Consider the following 23,069-nt stretch of genomic DNA (forward strand, 5'->3'; position numbering starts at 1 on the left):
GAACGCGCGCGTTCTTCCACGCGCGTCGGGATCAAGAAGCGTATCGGAAGCGGTCACGGCTTGGGCTTCGGCTTTCCCCTCAGCCTCGCCAACTCATCGTGCATGTAGCGTCGCAGCTTCTTCGCCTGCTTACGGATGGCCGGGGAGTCCAGCGCCTCAGCAGAGCGCTCCGCGTATGCGAGGAAGTTCCGGTCGCCAGCCCCGGTGAAGCGCTTGTGCAGCTTGCGGGTGAATATCTGCTTGGCCTTGCCCTGCTTGATGGCGTTCAGTCCGACCCGCTCCGTCTTGCGGATGGCGCGCTTCGCGGTGCGCCACTGCCTGGACAGCGACTTCAGGCGCAGACGGGCGTCCACGAGCCCTAGCTGGTAGCCGAGGTACTGAAAGGTGAGGGTGCTGGCCGGTGCGTGCAGCGTCACAACCTCGGTCTTCGCCGACTGGAGTTCCAGCCCGTGGTCGGCCAACTTCTCCTCGACCAGCGCCTTGAGCACACCGTGCCTCGTCGGCGGGCACGCCACGAGGATGTCGTCAGAGTACCGCTGATAGAGTGCGCCGCGCTTGGCGGCCTCTGCCTCCATCTCAGCGTCGAACCGGGTCATGTACAGGTTGGACAGGCTGGCGCTGATCGGGGTGCCCTGCGGGATGCCGACCGCCTTCGGATTCTTCTCTATTGGAACTCCCAGCGCCTTGAGGTCTGCGATGGTGGCGAGCGGGTGCCGCTTCCGCTCGCGGAGGCGCTTCGCCAGGTCGTCGTGCTTCTTGATCTCCTCCAGGTGGACGTAGTGGTACCGCGTCACCGTGCGGAAGACGGCGAACCAGTCATCCGCCAGTTCACCGCAGCCCAGAACCCACTTCAACCGCTCCTTGAGCTTCTTGTGGTCAAGGTTGTCGAAGAAGCCAGTGACGTCGAAGCACATGACGGTGAGCGACGGGTGCGCCCGCACGAAGTCCTCCACCCGCCGAGCGAAGTGGTAGTTGGACTTGCCGAGCGACCGGTAGGCGATCACCGTGTCGTCCAGCCCGTTGGCGGCGTACCAGTCGTCCAACCGCGTCACCAGCTCGGCCGAGTACTTGGACAGGATGCAGGAGTCGCGGTGGGAGGCAAACATGATCGGGCGCTCCTTGGCGACCGTCTTTCGCTCCTTAACCTTGTAGCGCTTCTCGGTCTTTACGTAGTGGATCAAAGGTGACCACTTGTGCGCCGCGACCTTCGCGGGCGTCAGCCCAGTCGCGAACTCGGGCTTAACGGGCATGTCTAGGTGGAGATAACCGCGCGGGCGGAACCAGTTAGGCGTCTTCATCAGGCGAGCCTATCAATAGCAGAGTCCGGGGGCCAGTCTTGACCCGAGACCCCAGCAAGCTGGATGCCCCCGGACGCACACCACAATCCACCCCTGTTAGGCCCGTGTGAGGCTGCTCGTCGGCGCGGGTCTAGAACGCTATGTGGTATCGTGTAATCGAGGAGATCATCGGAGCTATGCTCGTCAATCTGACACTCGCACTCGCAGAGTCGCTGATCCGCGGCATCGCCGTGGAACTGCTACTCGTATCGCGGGTTGCGCGTTGCAACGATCGTATCCGTCGGCCAATTCCGGGGACGTGATCGAAGTAGGAACGCGCGACTTCGTGCCAAGGGGCCGGCGCGCCAAGATCGTTACTTTCCTGGAACTGTTGCAGGTAAGTCACAGGTAGCAGCACTGGCTGGCGGAAGAGGTGGGATTCGAACCCACGGAACGGTTGCCCGCTCGCCGGTTTTCAAGACCGGTTCCTTAAACCACTCGGACACTCTTCCGTACCATCATCGCGCCTGCTGTTTACAATCTACTTACGGGTGTTTGCACCCGCAACCCAGATGTAGCGGCAGACCCGCAGAAATCCTTGCCTTCTCACCGCGTCAGCCCTGAACCTCCAGTGGCTTTCGAGAATGGAGCCTTAAACCACTCGGCCATCCACCCGTCTTTGCCGCGCCCCCATGCGCAAGAAACGGCGCGTCTTCAAGTCCCCCCGGTCAAGGCAGGACACCGGTCTGCACGGCTTCTGCACAAAAGGCTCGCGAGATTCGCAACGGGTGCCATGATCCCGCTCCATATCCGCCCGCCATCAGCAAGGCCTGCTAAGGAGACCGGCATGACCGTCATCGGATCACCGCGATATTCTTTCCTGGCCAAGCTGTTCGGCGCTGCCGCGCTGATCGGCCTGGCGGACCTGTTCTTCTACGATCACGAGCCGGGCTGGACGCTGGGCGGCTTCGCGCTCGCCTGGGCCCTGGTGCTGGCCGTCACCCGCCCCGATGTGCGGCACGATCGCGCGGCACGGGTGGCGCTCGTCGTCGCGCTCCTGTTCGGCGTGATGCTGGTCGACGATCCCGGGCCGCTCGACTGGTGCCTGTTCGGGCTGGCGCTGATGTCCGCCAGCCTCTTGCCGCTGCGCCGGTTCGACGACGCGATACGCTGGGGCCTGCGGATCGCCCTGCATGGCATATTCGGCCTGGCCACGCCTTTTCGTGACGCCCGGCGTCTCGCCCGACAATGTCCGTCGCGCGCGCTGGTCACCGTTTCGGGGCTGCTGATCCTGCCCGTCCTGGGCGGTGCGCTGTTCCTGTATCTGTTCGCCCAGGCCAACCCGCTGATCGCCGGTGCCTTTGCCGCGATCCGTTTCCCGGACCTGTCGGCGATGATCTTTCACGCCGTCTTCTGGCTTATCATCCTGCTGGCCGTCTGGCCGGCGCTGCGGCCGCACCGCGCGGTGCTGCGGTTCGACTTTGGCGGTGTGGCGGATACGGCCCGTGCCCGGCATCTGCCGGTCACCGCCTTGATCCTGTCGCTGGTCACCTTCAACGCGATCTTCGCCGTCCAGAACGCGCTGGACCTCGCCTTTCTCTGGAGCGGTGCGGCCCTGCCCGCCGGGGTGACGCCCGCCGAATATGCCCATCGCGGCGCTTATCCGCTGATCGTCACCGCGCTGCTTGCCGGCGCCTTCGTGCTGCTGGCGGCTCGGCCCGACAGCGATGGCGCGCGCAGCCCGCTCGTTCGCCGGCTGATCCTGTTGTGGGTCGCGCAGAACCTCCTGCTCGTCGCGTCCAGCATGCTGCGTACACTCGACTACATCGCGGCCTCGATGCTGACGGGCTGGCGGATCGCGGCACTGTTGTGGATGGGGCTGGTCGCGACCGGGCTGATCCTGATCACCTGGCGGATGGTGACGGGCCGGTCGGTGGCCTGGCTGATCAACGCCAATGCGCTGGCGGCCGGGCTGGTGCTGGCCAGCGTCTGCGCGGTCGATCTGGGGGCGATCGCCGCCGATTGGAATGTCCGCCATGCCCGCCGCGGCGACGCGCTCGACCTCTGCTATCTCGAACAGCTGGGCCCCTCGGCACTGTTGCCGCTGATCGATCTGGAGCAGCGCGCGGGCGGGCCGGTGCTGCGGGGGCGCGTCAATTACCTGATCGACGAGGCGATGGGCCGGCTGGAGCGGGACCAGCGGGATTGGCATAGCTGGACCTGGCGCGGCGCGCGACGGCTGGCGGCGGCCGAGGCGCGGGTCCGCCCGCATGCCGCGCCGCCGCCGCTGACCGACGGCTGGATCATGGGTTGTGGCGGCCTGCGTATCCGGATCGTCGACGACGCCCCGCCTCCGGCGCCTACCCCGTTGACGAAGTCGCCCCGGCCATGATCCTGTGCCCCATGCCGCGCACCATCCTGATCGCCGATGACGACCCCAATATCCGCCAGTTGCTCGTCTTCGCGCTGGGCAAGGCGGGGCTGGACACGATCGAGGCGGCGGATGGCGAGGCGGCGCTGACCGCCGCACTGACCCATGCGCCCGATCTGGTGGTGCTGGACATCAACATGCCGCGCATGGACGGGCTGGAGGTGTGCCGCCGCCTCCGGGCCGACAGCGATTGCCCGATCCTGTTCCTGTCGTCGCGCGACGACGAAATCGACCGCGTGCTGGGGATCGAACTGGGCGCGGACGATTATGTCGTCAAACCCTTTTCCCCGCGCGAGGTGGTGGCGCGGGTGATGGCGATCCTGCGTCGCACCCATGCCCATCCGTCGAGCGTCCAGCAGATGGGCGCGACCATCCAGCACGCGCGACTGACCCTGGATGTCGAGGGATGGCAGGCGCACTGGAACGGGGCGGAGGTGCCGCTGACCGTCACCGAATTCTCGATCCTGCGGACCCTGGCCGTCATGCCGGGCAAGGTGTTCGGCCGCGATGCGATCATCGACCGGCTGCACGGGCCGGGCTTCGCCGTCACCGACCGGACGGTGGACAGCCATATCCGCAACCTGCGCGCCAAGTTCGCCGCCGTGGGTGGCACCGACCTGGTCGAGACGCGGCCCGGCATCGGCTATCGCCTGGGGGCCTGCACCGGCGCGGGCGCGTGATCGGCGGGGTCAAGGGCTGGGCCAAGCGGCACTGGCCGCGCCTGAGCCTGCGCACCTATCTGTTCGCCAGCTTCTTCCTGGTCGCCGCGCTGCCCGGCGTCGGTGCGGTGGCGCTGCGGGTCTATGAGAATACGCTGGTCCGCCAGACCGAAGCGGAACTCGCCGCGCAAGGCGCCGCGCTGGCGGCGAGCGCGGCGGTCCTCTGGCCCGAGGCGCCACCTGGGCGATCCGTCACGCCGGCGTCTGCCCGATATGGCGAAGGCGACAGTACGGTCGACCTCAGCGCGACGCCGATCCTGCCCGAACGCCCCGCGCCTTCGGCAGCACCTGCACCCTTGGCCGATGCGCGAGCAGCCGCGATCCGGCTTGCCCCCGTCCTGGCCGCGACGCGGGCGGCGACCCTGGCCTCGATCATCCTGCTCGACCGCGACGGGCGGATCGCCGGCGGGACGGGGCGACGCGGCAGCTATGCCGGACTGGCCGAAGTCGCCTCGGCGCTTCAGGGCCAGCCGCGCACCGAACTGCGCCGCAACGCCAGCTATCACGCCGTCTATCGCTTCGACTGGCTGACCCGCGCGGCGGCGACGCGGGTCCATCATGCGCGGCCCGTGCTGGTCGATGGTCGCGTGGTCGGCGTACTGCTGTTGTCGCGCTCGGCCCGATCGTTGTTCGTCGGGCTGGATCAGGACTGGGGCAAGATCGTCATCGGCATCCTCGCCATCCTCGCGCTGTTGATCCTGTTGTCCGGCCTGTTGTCGCGCGGGATCGCCCGGCCGATCGAGCAATTGCAGGAGGCGACCCGAAGCGTCGCGGCCGGGCGGGGCGGCGTGCCCGCCATTCCGCCGACCGCCGCGATCGAGATACAGGATCTCTACCGCGACTTCGCCGCCATGGCCGAGGCGATCGAGGCGCGTTCGCATTATCTCCGCAACTTCGCCCATGCGGTCAGCCATGAGTTCAAGACGCCGCTGACCGGCATACGCGGCGCGATCGAGCTGTTGCAGGATCATGCCGACAGCATGACGGCGGCGGACCGCGCCCGTTTCCTGGCCAATGCCGATGCCGATGCGACCCGCCTGACGCTTCTGGTGTCGCGCCTGCTCGACCTGGCGCGTGCCGACATGATGATTGCAGGCCCCGAAGGCAGCGCCGATGTCGTGGCCGCCGCGCACAAGGTGGCCGATGCGCTGCGCAAGACCGGCATGACCATCCTCGTCGAGGCCGCGTCCCCAGCCCTGTTCGCCGCCGTTCCCGCCTCGACGCTGGAGGCCGTGCTGACGACGCTGGTCGAGAATGCCGTCCAGGCCGATGCCGACCGGATCGTCATTAGCATCGCCGCCGGTGACCGGCTCCTGCTGACGGTCCGCGACAATGGCGGCGGCATCCCCGCCGCCGATCGGGCGCGCATCTTCGAGCCCTTCTTCACTTCGCGCCGGGTCAGCGGCGGCACGGGGTTGGGCCTGCCGATCGCCCGGTCGCTGCTCCATGCTTCGGGCGGCGAACTGCACCTGCTCGACGAGGGGCCGGGCACGACGATGCGGATCAGCCTGCGCCCGGCCGTCCATCCGCTGGATCAGCGATAGCGGCCCATCGTCACCTTCAGCACCACCGGACGATCGATGATGTTGATGCCATAATCGGTCTGGTCGCCGTTCCACACCCGGTCCATGACCCATTGCCCATCGGCGAAATGCCCTTCCTCGACCCGCACGACCATCGCGCGGGGGTCGGGCGTGGCCGGCTCGAACTGCATCCGCACATGATCGCCGATCATCAGGAATTCGTCCGCCGACAGGTGCAGCACCGCCACGCCGCCGATCGGCTCCTTCGCCCAGGGCGCGGGTTCGGACTTGAGCCAGCTCCAGCTCTTCTCCCCGAACTGCCATCCGCCGAAGCTGGCGCGGATGGACCAGTCGCCCATCACCGTCTGGCGATCCGATCCGTCGTCGGGCCGCGCCGTCCCCCAGCTGTCATGCGCGAAGGACAGTCGCGCCCAGTCGCGCATCACCCCCGCCATCGCCCGATACGGCTTGGCGAAGGCGTCCAGCGTCGCCTCGTCCAGCGCCTTGGCGCCGAGCGGATAGTTGAAGAAGCCCGTGTCATCCATGCCGAACGGCGCGAAGCCGATCGCGCCGCGCCCCAGCGCTTCATAGAAATAGCGCGCGAAGTCGCGGGCGTTACCGATCTCGGGCACCAGCAGCGGGTTGTCGGGCCGCGCATAGGCCTTCAGATACAAGGCGACATTGGCGCTGGCCCGGTCGTAGAGATCGGGCGCGGCGGCATCGATCACGGGCGCAGCGACCTTCCAGATGTCGAGCACGTCCTGCTGCGGCCCGCCGCTCGCCACCCCGTCCGGGTCGGGGACGTTGGACGGTCCGGCCAGCGCCCCGTTGACATAGATGGGCAGCGGCTTGACCGCCTTGCCGGCGGCGGCGATCTCGTCGACGAAGCGGGCGGTGTACCAGGTGTTGAACGCGCGGTCCGCCTGCGCGCCGAAGACAGTGGACCAGGTGCCGGGCGCCTTGCCGAGCTTACGGGTGAGAGCCGCCGGCACCGGTCCAGCGAACAGCGCCTGCGCCGCCGCGCCGAAATCGCGCGGGTTGCGATAGCTGCCGACCTCATTCTCCGCCTGCACCATGATGACGGTGTTCTGCGGATCATGCGCCTTCAGATAGGCCATCAGCCGGACGAAGGCGCGCTTGTCCGCCTCCAGCGTCGCGCGGAACATCGGCGACAGGACATAATGGTCGTTGCCGTCGCGGGTCTTCATCCGGGGGAAGCGGCGATTGTCGAGTTTGACCCAATCGGGCGTATAGCCGGGCGACGTGTTCTTCCAGGTCCCGAACCAGAGCAGCACGACCCGCTTGTCATGCGCGCGGGCCTGGTCGAGCAGCGTCTGGACGAAGCCGAAGTCGAACTGCCCCTCGCGCGGTTCGATCTGCTGCCAGGCGACGGGAATCTCGATCGTGTTGGCATGCAGCCGGTCGAGCATCGGCCAGACCTGCGGCAGCGCGCTGGCATAGTTGCTGGAATTGTTGACCTGCGCGCCCAGCATCAGGAAAGGCTGGCCATCGACGATCAGCGCGTGGCGGCCGGCACGCGTGACGATATGCGGCACCGGGGTCTCCTGGGCCCAGCAGGACCCCGCGATCGCCAGCGCGCCCAGCGCCCCCATGAATGCCCGTCGCAAAGCCCTACCCTCCCCCGATGCGGCATGCACGATGCCCCGCCCACTTCTGTGCACGCGCGGGCGTGCCCGATCAACCGCAGGTCTTGGGGGATCGCCTGCTCAGGCGGCGAGATCGCGCTTCGTGACGATCCGCGGCAGCGCCGCCAGCCGATAGGTCGCCGCGATCCGCGCGATCTCGAACGGCGTATAGACCGCATCGAACGGATAATCCCGCGCGGCCTCCTCACGCCAGCCGTCGACGTCATCCATCCGCACCGGCTGCCCCATCATCAGCCCTATCCAATGCGCCAGCAGCACGTCCAGTTCGCGAAAGCTGTTGGAGGTGACGCGGGCACGGACCGCATGGTGCAGCGATGTCGGCGGCGGACGATCGGCGGCCCAGAGCGGCGCGATACGATCCTCCAGCGCGCCGATCCCATCCATCAGCGCGCGGTGCGTCCGCATCCGTTCCTGCGCACTCACCATGGGCGCGCGGCGGCGGACAAGCGCCCTCGTCGATACCGATCGAAAGACGTCATGCTGATGCTCCGGCCAACAAGCGGGAGCACATGGGTCTCTCAGTCGCCAGCGCTTGCGGTCGTCAAACCGGCGATGCGGCGGGGTTAGCACAGGGTGACGGGTGCGTCGCCGCCTTTCTCCCCCAACCCCCTTCCGCCTGACGGAATTTTGTGTTTGTTCCACACCGCTTGACACCAAATTCCCGGGCGGGCGTTATCATGCCGAACAACGCCAGACCCCTTGGCGCCCATGTCCCCAGGGTGGGACGCTTGATGGTGACGGGTGAACGGTAGGACCAAGGGAGAGATGCACGGTGGCGGACGAGACTTCAGGCGCTTGTAATATTTCATTTTCCCGGCGCGGAGTGATGGTTGGCGGCGCGGCCACGGCCATGGCCGCCTCCACCCCGTCGGACGCCCAGACCAAGAGGACCACCATGCCGCCCGATCCCGCCGCGATGCCCGTGACCATGCCCGTCACTTTGAAGGTGAATGGCAAGGATCGGCCGCTGTCGCTCGACCCGCGCACGACGCTCCTCGACGCGCTGCGCGAACATCTGCACCTGAGCGGCACGAAGAAGGGCTGCGACCATGGCCAGTGCGGCGCCTGCACCGTCCTGGTCAACGGCCAACGGATCAACAGCTGCCTCAGCCTGGCGCTCCAGCATGACGGCGACGCGATCACTACGATCGAGGGGCTGGGCACGCCCGACAAGCTCCATCCGATGCAGGCGGCCTTCGTCCGCCACGACGGTTATCAATGCGGCTATTGCACCCCAGGCCAGATCTGCTCGGCGGTCGCGGTCCTCGACGAGATTCGCGCCGGCGTGCCCAGCCATGTCCAGGCCGACCTGATGGCCCGCCCCCAGGCCAGCAATATCGAGATGCGTGAGCGGATGAGCGGCAATATCTGCCGCTGCGGCGCCTATTCCAACATCGCCGACGCCATGGCAGATGTCGCGGGAGCCAAGGCATGAAGGCCTTCACCTATGAGCGCGCCAAGGACCCCGTCGCGGCGGCGCGCGCCGCGACCCGGCCGGGCGCGAAGTTCCTGGCGGGCGGCACCAACCTGCTCGACCTGATGAAGATCGAGGTCGAGACGCCGACCCATCTGATCGACGTGCAGGACCTGAAGCTCGACCGGATCGAAAAGACCGAGGATGGTGGCCTGCGCATCGGCGCGCTCGTCACCAACACCGCGCTGTCGGCGGACGAACGGGTGCGCCGCGATTACGGCGTCCTGTCGCGCGCGATCGCGGCCGGTGCGAGCGGCCAGTTGCGCAACAAGGCGACAACCGCGGGCAACCTGCTCCAGCGGACCCGCTGCCCCTATTTCTACGACACCAACATGGCCTGCAACAAGCGCAAGCCGGGTTCGGGATGCAGCGCCATCGGCGGCTATTCGCGGCAATTGGCGGTCGTCGGGACGAGCGGCCAGTGCATCGCGACCAACCCCAGCGACATGAACGTCGCGATGCGGGTGCTGGACGCGGTGGTCGAGACGGTGAACCCGCAAGGGCAGACCCGCGCCATCCCCATCGCCGACTTCCACCGCCTGCCCGGCGACACGCCGCATATCGAAACCGTGTTGCAGCCCGGCGAACTGATCACCTCGGTCACCCTGCCCCGCCCGCTTGGCGGCACGCACATCTATGAAAAGGTACGCGACCGCGCCTCCTATGCCTTTGCGCTGATCTCGGTCGCGGCGGTCGTCCAGAAGGATGGCAGCGGCCGGGTCGCGGTCGGCGGCGTCGCGCACAAGCCGTGGCGGGTCGAGGCGGCCGATGCCCAGCTGCCCGCCGGGGCCAAGGCGGTGACGGCCAGGCTGCTCGCCGACGCCAGGCCGACCGAGCATAATGCCTTCAAGGTGCCGCTCGTCGAACGGACGATCGCCGCCGTCATCAGCCAGGCGAGGACCGCATGAAATTCACCGAGCCGGCAGGCACCAATCCCATCGATCGCATGACCGTGGTCGGCCGCGCGCAGGACCGCATCGACGGACCGCGCAAGACCACGGGCACCGCGCCCTATGCCTATGAGCGCCATGCCGATGCCCCCGATGCCGCCTATGGCTGGATCATCGGTGCAGCGATCGCCAAGGGGCGTATCCGCAGCATCGATCTGGACGATGCACGCGGCGCGCCCGGCGTGCTGGGCATCGTCACCGCCGGCAATGCCGGTCCGCTGGCCAAGGGCAATTTCAACACTGCCAAGCTGCTCGGCGGCCCGGAGGTCGACCATTATCATCAGGTGATCGCGATCGTGGTTGCCAAGACCTTCGAACAGGCGCGTGCGGCGGCTGGCCTCGTCCGTGTCGATTATGACCGCGCGTCGGGCAGCTTCGACCTCGACAGCGCGCTCAAGACCGCGCCGCTGGTGGGTGGTGACAGCAACGAGGGGAACAAGGCGCCCGCCGCCGACCGGGTCGGCGATTTCGAGAAGGCCTTTGCCGCCGCGCCGGTAACGCTCGATGCGGCGTATACGACGCCCGATCATAGCCATGCGATGATGGAGCCCTTCGCCTCCACCGCCATGTGGAAGGGCGATGAGTTGCACATCTGGACGTCCAACCAGATGATCGACTGGGGGCGCGGCGATCTGGCCAAGACGCTGGGCATCGCCAAGGACAAGATCCGTTTCATGTCGCCCTATGTCGGCGGCGGTTTCGGCGGCAAGCTGTTCCTGCGCGCCGATGCGATCATGGCGGCGCTGGCCGCGCGTGACGTCGGGCGGGCGGTCAAGGTCGCGATGCAGCGGCCGCTGATGGCCAACAACTCCACCCATCGCCCCGCGACCCGCCAGCGTATCCGGATCGGTGCGGCCAAGGACGGCACGATCCAGGCGATCGCGCATGAGAGCGGATCGGGCGACCTGCCGGGCGGTGGCCCGGAGACGGCGGTCAACCAGACCCAGCTGCTCTATGCCGGCCCCAACCGCCTGACCGCGATGCGTCTGGCCGTGCTCAACCTGCCCGAGGGCAATTCGATGCGCGCGCCAGGCGAGGCACCGGGCATGATGGCGCTTGAAATCGCCATGGATGAGATGGCCGAGAAGCTGGGCATGGACCCGGTCGCCTTTCGCGTGAAGAACGACACCCAGGTCGATCCGCAAAAGCCCGATCGCCGCTTCTCGCAGCGCCAGCTGGTCCGCTGCCTCGAGGAAGGCGCGCAGCGTTTCGGCTGGTCGCGGCGCCATGCCAAGCCGGGGCAGGTGCGCGACGGGCGCTGGCTGGTCGGCATGGGCATGGCGGCGGCGTTCCGCAACCATATCAACCGCCGCTCCGGCGCGCGCGTCACGTTGCAATCCGATGGCCGGGTGCTGGTCGAAACCGACATGACCGACATCGGCACGGGCAGCTATACGATCATTGCCCAGACTGCCGCCGAGATGATGGGCGTAGGGCTGGATCGGGTGGAGGTCCGGTTGGGCGATTCCGCCTATCCGGTGTCGGCGGGGTCGGGCGGCCAGTTTGGCGCGGCCAATGCGACCGCCGGCGTCTATGCCGCCTGCGTCAAGTTGCGCGAGGCGGTGGCGCAGACGCTGGGCTTCAACTCGGCCGACATCGCCTTTGCCGGCGGACAGGTCTCGGGTGGCAACCGGTCGGTGCCTTTGCGCGACGCGGCGAAATCGGCGCCGCTGACCGCCGAGGACAAGATCGAGTTCGGCGATCTGGGCAAGACCTTTCAGCTGTCGACCTTCGGCTCGCATTTCGTCGAGGTCGGCGTCGATGCTTATACCGGCGTGGTCCGTCTGCGCCGGATGCTGGCCGTCTGCGCCGCCGGGCGCATCCTGAACCCCAAGGCGGCGCGCAGCCAGGTGATCGGCGCGATGACGATGGGTGTCGGCTCGGCGCTGATGGAGGAACTGGCCGTCGACACGCGCTTCGGCTTCTTCGTCAATCACGATCTCGCCGGCTATGAAGTGCCGGTCCATGCCGACATCCCGCACCAGGAGGTGATCTTCCTCGAGGAGGCCGATGACAAGGCGAACCCGATGAAGGCCAAGGGCGTCGGCGAACTCGGCCTGTGCGGGGTCGGTGCGGCGGTGGCCAATGCGGTGTACAACGCCACCGGGGTTCGCGTGCGCGACTATCCGCTGACGCTGGAAAAGCATCTCGATCGCCTGCCGGAGATCGCCTGACCTCAAGGATAGGCCGCGGACCGCCTGGCGCGCGGTCCGCGGCCATGTTCCATCGTTTCCGCCCCGCGGATCACCGGCCGATCGCGTGATGGCGGCCGCTTTTCCTCTTGTCGCCCCAAAAGTCCCCCGGCAAACAAAGGGCATAAGAGGGGAAGGCGGTGGTGCGTCCATCGCCGGCCCGCCGCGTCGAGGCGCGGTCGGGCGGAGGGGAATTGGCGATGCTTCACAATGCGTTGGATAGTTTCTGGCGAACCGCCACGACGATCCTGTCACCGCACGGCCCGGCGAGCACCGGCGCCGCCGCCACCTATGCGCCGGGCGACTATAGCATCCATTTCTTCCTGCAACTGGCGGTGATCCTGTTCGCCTGTCGTCTGGTCGGCTGGCTGGGGCAGAAGTTCCTCGCTCAGCCGCCGGTCGTGGGCGAGATGATCGCGGGCGTCGTGCTCGGCCCCTCGCTGCTGGGACTGGTCTGGCCCGAATTGCAGGGCGCGATCTTTCCCAAGGAAACGCGCAACGTCCTCTATGCGGGCGCGCAGCTGGGCGTCGCGCTCTACATGTTCCTGGTCGGGCTGACGCTGCGCCTCGACCATTTCGAATCCAAGGCGCGCAGCGCGATGGCGGTGTCCGCCTCGGGGGTCGTGGTGCCCTTCCTGATCGCGATGCTGATTACCCCCTGGCTGATGACCGTGCCCGGCCTGTTCGCGCCGGGGATCAGCCAGGCCAATGCCTCGCTGTTCATGGGTGCCTGCATTGCGCTCACCGCGTTCCCGATGCTGGCGCGCATCATCAACGAACGGGGACTGGCGGACAGCCCGCTCGGCACGCTGTCACTGGCGGCGGGGGCGTTCGACGATGCCGCATCCTGGTGCGTGCTGGCGGTGGTGCTGGCGACCTTTGGCGGCGGCAGCGGCGTTGCGATCCTCGCGATCGGCGGGGCGATCCTGTATGTGGGCTTCCTCCTGCTGTTCGGCCGCCGCATCCTCGCCCCGCTGGGCCGCGCGGTCGAGGCGCGTGGCGAGATGTCGACCAATGTGCTGGCGATCACCCTGATGGCTTTCTGCGTGTCGGCGTTCATCATGGACGCGATCGGCGTGCATGGCATCTTCGGCGGCTTCATCCTGGGCGTCTTCATGCCGCGCGGGCTGTTCGTCACCGAACTCAAGAAGAAGGTCGAGCCGCTGGCGGTCGTCCTGCTGCTGCCGATGTTCTTCACCTATTCGGGGCTGAACACGCGGATGGACATGGTCAATTCCGCGCCCCTGCTGCTGATCGCCTTCGCCATCCTCCTCGCCTCGATCGCGGCGAAGTTCGGCGCCTGCTACCTCGCCGCGCGTGTCTGTGGCGAGGATAACCGGACCGCGCTCGGCATCGGTGCGCTGATGAACTCGCGCGGGCTGATGGAGCTGATCATCATCAATATCGGTCTGCAAAAGGGTATCATCGGGCCGACGCTGTTTTCGATGCTCGTACTGATGGCGATCGTGACCACGATGATGGCCAGCCCGCTGTTCGAGTTCGTCTATGGCCGCAAGGCGCGCGTGATGGGCGAGATGGAGGCGCTGCGCTCCGCCGCCGCCTGACCGGAGAGGGGCGCCTGCCCCTCTCCACCACCCCGCGCACATATCCGATTGGTTTGCCCCCTGCCCCGGCTGCGCCATGCCGTCGAGCGGCGGCCCACCCCATCACCTGCGACAGGCATAAAAAAGGGCGGCCGAGGCCGCCTTTTTCGAAACGGCACCAGCCTAATGGCCGGTGCCGTTATGAAAGCCCGTCAGGCCGTCTTCTTGCGACGACGGCGCGAAGCGGCGATCAGGCCGCCGATGCCGGCACCGAAAAGGGTCAGCGTCGCCGGCTCCGGCACCGCGGTCGGGTTCTTGTTGAAGAAGGCGACATTGTCGAGCTCGAACGCGGTGTCCGTCGACAGGAACTGCAGGCCACCGATGCGCGCGCCGGTCAGGCTGTCCAGCGTGTAGGTAACATACTGGTTGTACTTCGGGTTGTTGTAATCGCCGAACGAGTTGTTCGCGCCCGGGAACGCGATTTCCGTGCCGGTGATCGTCTTGATGACGCGGCTGGCGGTGTCGAGGATGTTCAGCGTGTTGAAGGTGTCGATCGACCCCCAATACAGGCTGACGCTGTCATAGCCGGCGGCGTTGTTCGACTTGAGCGTCGCGCTGCTCTTGTTGACGAGCAGATACTGGGTCGTGTCGCCCAGCGGCGTGCTGTAGCCATTGGCCGAACCGGTGACGAGCTGGCCACCCGACAGCGAGAAGCCGGTCGGCAGGTTGGTCATGCCCGGCGTGCCGTTGCTGTTGAAGTCGACCAGGGTCGCGCCCGCCGGTGCCGGCTGGTCATAGGCGACGCTCGTCACGCCGGCCACCGCCGCCGTCGACACCATCGCACCGGCCAGCATGCCTGCCACCGCCATCATCGTCTTTACGCCAGCCATCATCTTTCTCCCTGTTGTCCTTGACCAAAGCAACACGCCGGATACCGGCTTCCGATCTTCTCTGTGTCCGCGCGGCGGGCGATGCCAGCGCTGCGGACCGTTCCGTATCAGGCGGCCTGACGGCGGCGGCGACGCGCCACCCCGACCAGACCCGCCAGCCCCGCGCCGAACAGCGCGATCGATGCCGGTTCCGGCACCGCCGCGGGCGAAGCGTTGCTGAATGCGATATCGTCTACCTCGAACGACCAGCCATTGTTGTTCGGCGAGGTGAAGCGCAGGCCACCGATCTGCTGACCGCTATTGGGATCGAGCGAATAGGTGACGTAGCGGTTGGTGCTGAAGTCGAGCAACGAACGGTTCGACAACAGGTTCAAACCGGTGATCGAGGTGATCACATTGCCAAAGATGTCGAGCACATCGAGGATGTTCGACGTGTCGATCGAACCCCAGTTCAGCCCGACGCTGCCATAGCCGAAGCGCTTGTCGGCGGTCAGCGTGGTCGATGCGTTGGGCAGCGTCACCAGGAAATTGGTCGAGTCACCCGACGGCGCGACATATTTCCAGTTGCCCACGCTCGGGTCCCAGACCGAACCCGTGCCGATCGTGCCGCCCTGCAGCGAGAAGCCGTTGGGAAGCTGCGGCGTGTCGAACGTCACCACGGTCGAACCCGCCGGCACGTTCCTCTGCGCGGAATAATAATCGTTAGCGGTGCTGGTCACGGTGCCCGGCGCGGCCTGCGCCGAGGTCGCGGCGAGCGCGGCGGCGGCGACCGAAATCAGGGCGGTGGTGAACTTGCGCATCGACAACACTCCGAACGTCAATCAATTGGCGACTCGGCGCCTCGAACTTGAAGGCCGGTATATCGCGGACGTCATCGCTATCGCACCCGGTAAAATTCCGGACAATAACCTTGTGGTGCAGGGACTTGGTCGAATCTGTTTCAAGATAAGACATGGATTTTCCGGTGCTTCGCCCCTTTTACGTTATGGCAAGGCGAATCGCACGATAGGCTGACGCCACAATGAGCAGGGATCGATCAATGAAACGGGGCAAAATCTTCGTCATCGCGGGCATCGTGCTCGTCCTGGCCATCCTGGCCTTCATCGCGGTGGCGCTGCTGCGGCGTCCCGCCGACACCAAGCCCGTGGTGACGCCGGTCTTCATCGAGCGCCCCACCCCCGCCGCCGATCCGACCGCCGCCAAGGCCGCCGCCGCCAAGGCGCCGGGGGACGCCGCCGCGCAGAAGCAGCTGGGCGACGCCCTGCTCGCCAAGCGTCAATTCGCGGAGGCCGCAACCGCCTATCGCGCCTCGCTGGCGATCGATCCGAACCAGTCCACCGCCTGGTCGGCGCTGGGCGAGACGTTGATGCAGACGACCAAGTCGAACGACGTCAACCTGCCGCCCCAGGCCGCCGAGGCGTTCCGCAAGGCGCTGGCCATCGATCCGCGCGACGCGCGCGCCCGCTTCTATTTCGCGATGGAAAAGGACTTCAAGGGCCAGCATGACGAGGCGATCGGCGAATGGTTGCAGCTGCTGCGCGAGGTGCCCGCAGGCTCGGATGCCGATGAGGCGATCCGTTCCACGCTGGCCGCGTCGATCAAGCGCAATATCCAGCTGATCCGCCAGGCTGCCGACGAAGCCGGCCGCGCCCAGCCGCGCTACAAATCCAAGCCCTGATCGCAATCCGCACGTTCCAGAGGGGCGCGGGTGGCCATGCCATCCGCGCCCTTTTTTCATGCCCTGTCGATTTAAAGCCCAAAGCCATGTGAGCGTTATTCGGATGCGAATGTTGGCCGGCCAATCTCGCCCGACCGTCAAGCTGCGCGATCATGCTGATCTGAAGCAAGACGCTATTTTCCCATTGTTTAATCCTTACGCTTCGCTCAGATTGCCCCGTAACGGAGGCGGCAATCGCCCCGTATTTGCGGACGGTCAGGTACCGGGCACCCTGCCCGTTTCACGCCTTATCCATCTGCAGAAATGATAGCGCTATCGCGCAATAGGAGGGGTAATGCTGAAACGGATAGGGTTCACCTTGTTGACCTCGGCCAGCCTGTTGGCCAGCGCCCATGCTCTTGCCCAAACGCTGGCGGTGACACCGGCCGAAACGCTGGAGACCCAGGGGCTGACCGTGATGGTCGACCAGAACCAGTTCAGCCCGATCTTCTTCGACGAGAAGAATGCCGGCATCCAGATCGTGCTGCATGGCGAGCGGATCGCCACCGATGGCGCGGTTCGGCTCAATCGCACGCCCGAACAGTGGGACCCCGTCCCCGCCTTTCTCGGCCGCACGCGCGGAACCGAGGCCAATCAGATCGTGGTCCGTTCCGCCTATAAGGATGTCGACCTGGCCTATAAGGTGAAGGTCACCGCCGAGGGCGACGGCTTTCGCATCGCGGTCGACCTCGACCAGCCGCTGCCCGCCAGCCTGGCGGGCAAGGCCGGGTTCAATCTCGATTTTCTGCCGACCAGCTATTTTGGCAAGACCTATCTGATGGACGCCGCGCCGGGCCTGTTCCCGCGCCACGCGACGGGGCCGATGGCCAAGGACGGCTCGGGCGATCCGATACCGCTGGCGGCGGGCGGCAAGTCGATCACGCTCGCCCCCGAAGACCCGCTGACGCGCGTCACCATCACCTCGGATGCCGGCGCGCTCGAACTCTATGACGCGCGCAACCGGGCGCAGAATGGCTGGTTCGTGGTGCGCTCGCCGATCGCCGTCGGGGCAAAGGACAATGCCGTCGTCTGGCATGTCCGCCCCAATGTCGTGAAGAACTGGGTGCGCCCGCCGGTCGTGTCGTTCAACCAGGCCGGCTATACCCCAGGCCGGTCGAAGGTCGCGCTGATCGAAACCGATCCGCATGGGCCCGCTCCGGCCGAGGCCGAACTGGTCAAGCTGGCCGCCGACGGCACCCGTCAGCCGGTGCTGCGCGCCGCCGTCACGTCGCGCGGGCGCTGGATGCGGTACAATTACGCCGCCTTCGACTTCTCCAGCGTGCGCGAGCCGGGCGTCTATGCCATCGCTTATGGCGGGCAGGTCACCAACCCCTTCCGCATCGCCGCCGATGCCTATGACCGCATCTGGCAGACCTCGCTCGACACCTTCATCGCTGAGCAAATGGATCATGTCGGCATTCGCGAGCAGTACCGCGTCTGGTCCGCGCCCTCGCATCTCGACGACGCGCGACAAGCCCCGCCCAATCACGTCCATTTCGACGGATACAAGATGGGGCCGAACCTCGACTCCCCCTTCAAGCCCGGCGAGCATATCCCCGGCCTGAACGTCGGCGGGTTCCAGGACGCGGGCGATTACGACATCCAGACGCCGCAGAACGCCGCCGTGGTTCGCGATCTGGTCTGGGGGCGTGAACTCTATGGCCTCGACTGGGACGAGACGAGCGTCGACGAAGCCGCCCGCGCGGTCGAGATCCGCAAGCCCGATGGCAAGCCGGACGCAGTCCAGCAGATCCGCCACGGCGTCCTGCAACTGCTCGCCCAGTACAAGGTGTTCGGCCATGCGATCGTCGGCATCATCGATCCGGCGCAGCGCCAATATGCCCATCTGGGCGATGCCGGGTCGCAGACCGACAATCTGACCTATGACGCCGCGCTGGGCACGACCGAGCGTAAGGGCGGCTCGTCGGGCGCGCAGGACGATCGCTGGGCCTTCACCACCGATCTGCCCGCCAACAATCTGGCGGTGGCGGGCGCGCTGGCCGCCGCTTCGCGCGCGCTGGCCGACAGCGATCCCGCCATGGCCGCCGAGGCGCTCGACGCCGCCAAGGTCCTCTGGGCGCGCCAGCAGAAGGGCAAGATCAAGGCCGGCGACGGCCGCGACGACTCCGGCTCGCCCTGGTCGGCGGACGGCGCGAATGTCGGCGCGACGGTCGAGCTGCTGATCACCAGCAAGGGTGACAAGCTCTATGCCGATCGCCTGCGCGGCCTGATGCCGGTGATCGCCAAGAGCTTCGCCTGGGTCGGTGCCTCGGCGATCCGCGCCATCCCCTATATGGACGCCCAGTATCGTGCCGCGCTGGTGCCTATGGTGCGTGCGGCCAAGGCCAAACGCGATGCCGAAATCGGCAAGAACCCGTTCGGCGTGCCGATCAGCGAGGGCAATTGGGCGGGGTCGCATCAGGTGGTCGAGTTCGGATCGACCATGTACCTGATGCACAAGGCGTTCCCGGAGATCATCGGCACCGACTATACGCTGAACGCGATCGACTATGTGCTGGGGCGGCACCCGGCGAATAATTTGTCGCTGGTCTCGACGGTGGGCACCGCCTCCAAGCTGATCGGCTATGGCCATAATCGCGCCGATTACGGCTTCATCCCCGGCGGGCTGGTGCCGGGCGTGCTGATCGTAAAGCCGGACTTCCCCGAGCTGAAGACCGACTGGCCGTTCCTGTGGTTCGAAAATGAATATACGGTGGCGACGACCTCGGCCTATATCCTGGCCGCCAACGCCGCGATCGAGGCGACGAAGGAAGATCGGTGATGGCATGCGGGGCGGGACACTATAGTCCCGCCCCGTTCACCCGCCTCAATAATCGAAACGCAGCGTCGCCATCACGCTGCGCGGTGCGGCATAGAAGGCCTGGCCGTATTTCAGCGTGCCGAGATACTTGGCATTGGTCACATTGCGCACATTCACGCTCGCGCGGACATGGTCGATCACCCGGATGCTGCCCAGCAGGTCGAGCGTGGCATAGGCATCCTGCACCACCGGCACCGCCTGCCCGGCCGCATCGACCGCGCCATTGGTGTTGCTGATCCGGCTCTGATAGCGGAACTGGCCGCCCAGCTTCAGGTCGTTCAACTGCTCGATGCTGTAGGTCGCGGCCAGCTTGAACGTGTCGCGCGGAATGAAGCTGCGCGCGCGGATGCCGTCGCCATCCTCGATCTGGAGATGGGTGAAGCCGCCCGACACCAGCCAGCGATCGGTCATCCGCCCCGCCACCTCGACCTCAAAGCCCTTCGAGATCGAGTCCTGCCCGGTGTAATAGCTGTTGCCGACAGGCCCGTTGGTGCCGTCGAACTGCCCTGCGAACAGCGCCAGCCCCTTCTGCTCGGCGCGGAACACCGCCGCCGAGCCATAGAGGCGACCGCCCATCCACTCGCCCTTCAGGCCCGCCTCGATGCTGGTCCCGCTGGCGGGGTCGAGGCGGCGGTTGGTAATGTCGACCTCGCTCTGCGGATTGAAGATGTTGGTATAGCTCGCATAGGCGGTCAGATGATCGGTCAGGTCATAGAGCAGCCCGGCATAGGGGCTGACCCGGCTGTTGTTGCGCGCCTGATCGGTGCCGTAGGACAGGCCCGAGCTCTTCAGCCAGATTGCGGTCGCGCCGACCACGCCCTTCAGCCGGTCGGTCAGGTTCAGATGCATCGCGCCGTACGCGCGGGTCAGCAGGTCGCGCGTGTCCGCCTGTTGCGCCATCGGACTGTAGCCGATCTGCGGCGCGCGGAAATCGGCGAGGTCGCGAACATCGCCATAATCGACGAACGCCAGGCCGTTGCCGGCATATTGCTCGCCGTCCGAACGTCCGTTCGACACGCCGAAGGCCAGCTGGTGATCGCGCCCGAACAGCGACACGCTGCCCGAGGCATAGCCGTCGAACAGGAGCTGGTCGTAGTTGGAATCGTACCGCCCGGTCTGCCCCTGCATACCCCGCCCGGTCGTCCGGTCGGGCAGGCCAAAGGCGTAGAGCAGCCGCGCGCTTTCCTCGAACCGGCGATAGGTGACGACACCACGCACCGCCCAGTCGCCGCCCGGCTTCCACGCCAGCTCGCCAAAGGCGGTCTGGTCGATGGTGTTCCAATAGGTCCAATCGGCCGAGGTCGAGGCCGAGCGGGCATAATCGATCCGCGTCCCGTCCGAATAGGTCAGCGGCAGCGCGCCCCACAGCACCCCGCGCGAACGATTGTCCTGTCGCGAATAGCCGAGCGTCGCGGTCAGCGCCGGGGTCACGTCCGAGGCGAGCAGCCCCGCCATGACGTCGCGATTGACGTGGTTATAGTCGAGATAGCTGTCGCGCTCCTCATGCGCGCCGATCACCCGCGCCCGCAGCGCACCATTCGTCGTCAGCGGCCCCGAGACATCGCCGTCCAGCCGCCACATGTTGAACGAGCCGAGATAGGCCGAGCCATTGGCCTGGAAGCCGGTCGTCGGGCGCTTGCGCAGGAAGTTGATCGTCGCGGACGGATTGCCGACGCCCGTCATGATCGCGTTCGCCCCGCGCACCGCCTCGACCCGGTCGAACAGCACGGTGTCGAGGTCACTGGTCTGGATGCTGTAGAACAGCGGCAGGCCGATGCCGTCGAACTGGAAATTGGTGATGTCGAACCCGCGCGAGTTGAACTCGGTCCGGTCGGTCTCGGTCCGCTCGACATTGATGCCGACCGTCTGGGTCAACAAATCCTGGACATTGGTCAGCGCGAAATCCTCGATCCGCTGACGATCGATCACCGTCACCGACTGCGGCGTTTCGCGAAGCGACAGCGACAGGCCGGTCGGCGATGCGCTCTGCTGATCCCCCGCCTGTGCGACGCGGGCACCGGTGACGATGATGTCGTTGTCGCGTTGCGGATCATTGGCCGGAGCCGTCTCCGCCGCACATGCCGGTGCACCGATCACGGCCGATGCGACACCGGCCAGCAGGCCTGCCAACAGGCTGCGCTTCATACTTCCTCCGCTGCTGTCTCTCACCCGTTCGGGGGTTCGGCGGCGGCTTTAGTGATACCACTAATGATAATCAATCGCATATTTACGTTGTCATGTTGGCGACGCTACCCGGCGCGCCAGGCGCCGCCAGGCCGCCCGGAGCGCCGGGTGATCGGCCCTACCCCATCGTGATGGCCGGCTCCCCCGCCGCGACGGTCGCGGTGGCGAGCGTCACCACCGGCGCATCGCGTGTCGAGACGCTGCGCACCGCGTGGAAGCGCGTCTGCCAGGCATCGCGGCGCACCTCGCAGATCGAATAGCCACGCCGGTCGGCGGTGTATTTCAGATAGGGGTTGTTCGCCATGATCCGGTCATTGCCCTTGCGGACATCGGCCCCGTCTCCGCCCGAGGAGATGGAGGTGGTGACGAACTCCACCGCCTTGGCCGCGCCGTTGCCGCCTTGCGTCCGCAATTCGCCGGCGAAGGTCTGATGCTCGTCGCCGGTCAGCACCACCGCGTTGCGACCGCTGAGCATCGCCAGCAACCGCTCGCGTGGGCCGTCATAGCCGCCCCAGCTGTCCATGTTGCGGATCGCCGCCGGCGCATCGTCGGTGCGGCGGTCGAGCGGCATGACCATCACCTGCTGCGCTATGGCGTTCCAGCGCGCGCCGCTTTTGGCGAGATTGGCCGCCAGCCATTTCTCCTGCGCATCGCCCATGACCTGCGCCGCCGGATCGCGTACCCCGGCGCAGACCGGCTTGAAGCCATCGTCGCAGGGCTGATCGCTACGGAAGCTGCGGGTATCGAGCAGATGCAGGTCGAGCAGATTGCCGATCCGTGCCCGGCGATAGGCGGTCACCCCCGATGGCGTCGGCATCGCGGCACGCCGGACCGGCATATGCTCATACCAGGCCTGGAGCGCCATCGCGCGACGCAGCGCGAAATCCTCGGGCGGCGTGCCCTCCTGATCGATCAGGCCGACCCAGTTGTTCTCGACCTCATGATCGTCGAAGGTCGGGAACCATGCGGCGGCGGCGTGCGCGACCTGAAGGTCGGTATCCAGCTTGTACTGGGCATAGCGCCGGCGGTAATCGGCCAGGTCGAACAGCTTCTGCCCGACATGCTCGCGCACGAACCGGCGCGGCTGCCCGTCATAGCCGAACGCGAGCGGGGAATCGCGGCCCTCATAGATATAGTCGCCATAATGGAAGACGAAGTCGGGCGCTTCCTCGGCCATGTGGCGATAGGCGGTGTACAGCCCGTCCTCATAGGCCTGGCACCCGACGACCGCGAAGCGGACCCGGTCCAGCGGCGCACCGGCGGGTGGCAAGGTCCGCGCCACGCCCCGCGCCGACCGTTCGCCACCGATCTGGAAGCGACACCAATAGGGTCGCGCCGGCTCCAGCCCGGTCACCTCGACATGGACCGAATGAGCGAGTTCGGGACGGGCCAGCGCCGTGCCCTTCGCGACTACATCGCGCATCCCCTCGTCGCGCGCCACCTGCCAGTCGACCGCGACCGGCGCCATCGGCATGCCGCCATGCTCGGCGAGCGGATCGGGGGCGAGCCGCGTCCAGATCACGAAGCCGTCCGCCGAAGGATCACCCGCCGCGATCCCCAGCCGGAATGGATAGGCGGCGAATAGCTGCTGCGCGTGCAGGACGGCCGGTGCGGCCCCGAGCAGTACCGCACTGCCAAGCAGATGACGTCGGGTGAACAGGGTCATGCCGTGGCTCCGAA

The 23,069-nt window shown here is 66.7% G+C and carries 17 protein-coding genes and 1 tRNA gene; 10 read left to right on the forward strand and 8 right to left on the reverse strand.

Annotated features, from left to right (window positions below; all coding sequences use genetic code 11):
- Window positions 1–53: 53 nt before the first annotated feature.
- Both drt2 and GGR48_RS10380 read right to left on the reverse strand, forming a co-directional pair.
- Complete coding sequence (gene drt2, locus GGR48_RS10375) at window positions 54–1,298, reverse strand: antiviral reverse transcriptase Drt2 (protein WP_183951843.1); 1,245 nt, start codon at window positions 1,296–1,298, stop codon at window positions 54–56.
- Between the two features lie 401 nt (window positions 1,299–1,699).
- Window positions 1,700–1,789, reverse strand: a tRNA-Ser gene (locus GGR48_RS10380).
- A 335-nt stretch (window positions 1,790–2,124) separates the two neighbouring features.
- Between GGR48_RS10380 and GGR48_RS10385 the strand changes: the two genes are divergently transcribed.
- The 3 genes from GGR48_RS10385 to GGR48_RS10395 are packed head-to-tail and all read left to right on the forward strand — an operon-like array spanning window position 2,125 to window position 5,971.
- On the forward strand, window positions 2,125–3,669 hold the full coding sequence (locus GGR48_RS10385; RefSeq protein WP_183951844.1) for a DUF4153 domain-containing protein: 1,545 nt from the start codon (window positions 2,125–2,127) through the stop codon (window positions 3,667–3,669).
- Window positions 3,666–4,388 carry a response regulator transcription factor gene (locus GGR48_RS10390; RefSeq protein WP_206362473.1) on the forward strand — a complete coding sequence of 241 codons (723 nt, stop codon included), beginning with the start codon at window positions 3,666–3,668 and terminating at the stop codon, window positions 4,386–4,388. The genes GGR48_RS10385 and GGR48_RS10390 overlap by 4 nt, the downstream gene beginning before the upstream one ends.
- Window positions 4,385–5,971: an ATP-binding protein gene (locus tag GGR48_RS10395; protein ID WP_183951845.1), complete on the forward strand. Its 1,587-nt coding sequence runs from the start codon at window positions 4,385–4,387 to the stop codon at window positions 5,969–5,971. The genes GGR48_RS10390 and GGR48_RS10395 overlap by 4 nt, the downstream gene beginning before the upstream one ends.
- On the opposite strand, the gene GGR48_RS10400 is transcribed toward GGR48_RS10395, so the two are convergent.
- A complete protein-coding gene (locus GGR48_RS10400) occupies window positions 5,962–7,563 on the reverse strand; it encodes a DUF5597 domain-containing protein (protein ID WP_183951905.1) in 1,602 nt (533 codons plus the stop codon). The genes GGR48_RS10395 and GGR48_RS10400 overlap by 10 nt on opposite strands.
- A 114-nt stretch (window positions 7,564–7,677) precedes the next feature.
- Window positions 7,678–8,040, reverse strand: a complete 363-nt coding sequence (locus GGR48_RS10405; protein WP_221211470.1) for a hypothetical protein — start codon at window positions 8,038–8,040, stop codon at window positions 7,678–7,680.
- A 349-nt stretch (window positions 8,041–8,389) separates the two neighbouring features.
- Between GGR48_RS10405 and paoA the strand changes: the two genes are divergently transcribed.
- From paoA to GGR48_RS10425, 4 genes are all read left to right on the forward strand, one after another.
- The gene (gene paoA, locus GGR48_RS10410; protein WP_183951847.1) at window positions 8,390–9,052 is read left to right on the forward strand and encodes an aldehyde dehydrogenase iron-sulfur subunit PaoA; all 663 of its coding nucleotides are present in this window, start codon (window positions 8,390–8,392) and stop codon (window positions 9,050–9,052) included.
- The gene (locus GGR48_RS10415) at window positions 9,049–9,999 is read left to right on the forward strand and encodes an FAD binding domain-containing protein (RefSeq protein ID WP_183951848.1); all 951 of its coding nucleotides are present in this window, start codon (window positions 9,049–9,051) and stop codon (window positions 9,997–9,999) included. The genes paoA and GGR48_RS10415 overlap by 4 nt, the downstream gene beginning before the upstream one ends.
- Window positions 9,996–12,215: an aldehyde oxidoreductase molybdenum-binding subunit PaoC gene (gene paoC / locus GGR48_RS10420; protein ID WP_183951849.1), complete on the forward strand. Its 2,220-nt coding sequence runs from the start codon at window positions 9,996–9,998 to the stop codon at window positions 12,213–12,215. Before GGR48_RS10415 ends, paoC begins: the two co-directional genes overlap by 4 nt.
- A 218-nt stretch (window positions 12,216–12,433) precedes the next feature.
- Complete coding sequence (locus GGR48_RS10425; protein ID WP_183951906.1) at window positions 12,434–13,798, forward strand: cation:proton antiporter; 1,365 nt, start codon at window positions 12,434–12,436, stop codon at window positions 13,796–13,798.
- Between the two features lie 191 nt (window positions 13,799–13,989).
- On the opposite strand, the gene GGR48_RS10430 is transcribed toward GGR48_RS10425, so the two are convergent.
- The gene (locus tag GGR48_RS10430; protein ID WP_206362471.1) at window positions 13,990–14,670 is read right to left on the reverse strand and encodes an Npun_F0296 family exosortase-dependent surface protein; all 681 of its coding nucleotides are present in this window, start codon (window positions 14,668–14,670) and stop codon (window positions 13,990–13,992) included.
- A gap of 104 nt (window positions 14,671–14,774) precedes the next feature.
- Complete coding sequence (locus tag GGR48_RS10435) at window positions 14,775–15,467, reverse strand: Npun_F0296 family exosortase-dependent surface protein (RefSeq protein ID WP_183951851.1); 693 nt, start codon at window positions 15,465–15,467, stop codon at window positions 14,775–14,777.
- Here GGR48_RS10435 and GGR48_RS10440 point away from each other — a divergent pair.
- From GGR48_RS10440 to GGR48_RS10450, 3 genes are all read left to right on the forward strand, one after another.
- Window positions 15,460–15,681, forward strand: coding sequence for a hypothetical protein (locus GGR48_RS10440; RefSeq protein ID WP_183951852.1), 222 nt, complete (start codon window positions 15,460–15,462; stop codon window positions 15,679–15,681). The two genes, GGR48_RS10435 and GGR48_RS10440, sit on opposite strands and share 8 nt — an antisense overlap.
- A gap of 25 nt (window positions 15,682–15,706) precedes the next feature.
- Entirely contained in the window at window positions 15,707–16,345 is a 639-nt protein-coding gene (locus GGR48_RS10445; protein WP_183951853.1) for a tetratricopeptide repeat protein, read from the forward strand.
- 334 nt (window positions 16,346–16,679) lie between these two features.
- Window positions 16,680–19,166 (forward strand): glycoside hydrolase family 9 protein, encoded by a 2,487-nt coding sequence (locus GGR48_RS10450; RefSeq protein ID WP_183951854.1) that lies wholly within the window; start codon window positions 16,680–16,682, stop codon window positions 19,164–19,166.
- A 45-nt stretch (window positions 19,167–19,211) separates the two neighbouring features.
- Here GGR48_RS10450 and GGR48_RS10455 read toward each other — a convergent pair whose 3' ends face one another.
- Complete coding sequence (locus GGR48_RS10455; protein WP_183951855.1) at window positions 19,212–21,350, reverse strand: TonB-dependent siderophore receptor; 2,139 nt, start codon at window positions 21,348–21,350, stop codon at window positions 19,212–19,214.
- Between the two features lie 157 nt (window positions 21,351–21,507).
- Window positions 21,508–23,055: an alkaline phosphatase D family protein gene (locus GGR48_RS10460; protein WP_183951856.1), complete on the reverse strand. Its 1,548-nt coding sequence runs from the start codon at window positions 23,053–23,055 to the stop codon at window positions 21,508–21,510.
- Window positions 23,056–23,069: the final 14 nt, after the last annotated feature.

It is taken from the genome of Sphingomonas pseudosanguinis (assembly GCF_014196255.1).
GTDB classification, from domain to species: Bacteria; Pseudomonadota; Alphaproteobacteria; order Sphingomonadales; family Sphingomonadaceae; genus Sphingomonas; species Sphingomonas pseudosanguinis.

Excerpts from the sequence above, each read along its gene's own strand:
- drt2 (WP_183951843.1), bottom strand. The coding sequence starts at position 1,298 with ATGAAGACGCCTAACTGGTTCCGCCCGCGCGGTTATCTCCACCTAGAC.
- GGR48_RS10385 (WP_183951844.1), top strand. The coding sequence starts at position 2,125 with ATGACCGTCATCGGATCACCGCGATATTCTTTCCTGGCCAAGCTGTTC.
- GGR48_RS10390 (WP_206362473.1), top strand. The coding sequence starts at position 3,666 with ATGATCCTGTGCCCCATGCCGCGCACCATCCTGATCGCCGATGACGAC.
- GGR48_RS10400 (WP_183951905.1), bottom strand. The coding sequence starts at position 7,563 with ATGGGGGCGCTGGGCGCGCTGGCGATCGCGGGGTCCTGCTGGGCCCAG.
- GGR48_RS10415 (WP_183951848.1), top strand. The coding sequence starts at position 9,049 with ATGAAGGCCTTCACCTATGAGCGCGCCAAGGACCCCGTCGCGGCGGCG.
- paoC (WP_183951849.1), top strand. The coding sequence starts at position 9,996 with ATGAAATTCACCGAGCCGGCAGGCACCAATCCCATCGATCGCATGACC.
- GGR48_RS10425 (WP_183951906.1), top strand. The coding sequence starts at position 12,434 with ATGCTTCACAATGCGTTGGATAGTTTCTGGCGAACCGCCACGACGATC.
- GGR48_RS10430 (WP_206362471.1), bottom strand. The coding sequence starts at position 14,670 with ATGATGGCTGGCGTAAAGACGATGATGGCGGTGGCAGGCATGCTGGCC.
- GGR48_RS10435 (WP_183951851.1), bottom strand. The coding sequence starts at position 15,467 with ATGCGCAAGTTCACCACCGCCCTGATTTCGGTCGCCGCCGCCGCGCTC.
- GGR48_RS10445 (WP_183951853.1), top strand. The coding sequence starts at position 15,707 with ATGAAACGGGGCAAAATCTTCGTCATCGCGGGCATCGTGCTCGTCCTG.
- GGR48_RS10450 (WP_183951854.1), top strand. The coding sequence starts at position 16,680 with ATGCTGAAACGGATAGGGTTCACCTTGTTGACCTCGGCCAGCCTGTTG.
- GGR48_RS10455 (WP_183951855.1), bottom strand. The coding sequence starts at position 21,350 with ATGAAGCGCAGCCTGTTGGCAGGCCTGCTGGCCGGTGTCGCATCGGCC.
- GGR48_RS10460 (WP_183951856.1), bottom strand. The coding sequence starts at position 23,055 with ATGACCCTGTTCACCCGACGTCATCTGCTTGGCAGTGCGGTACTGCTC.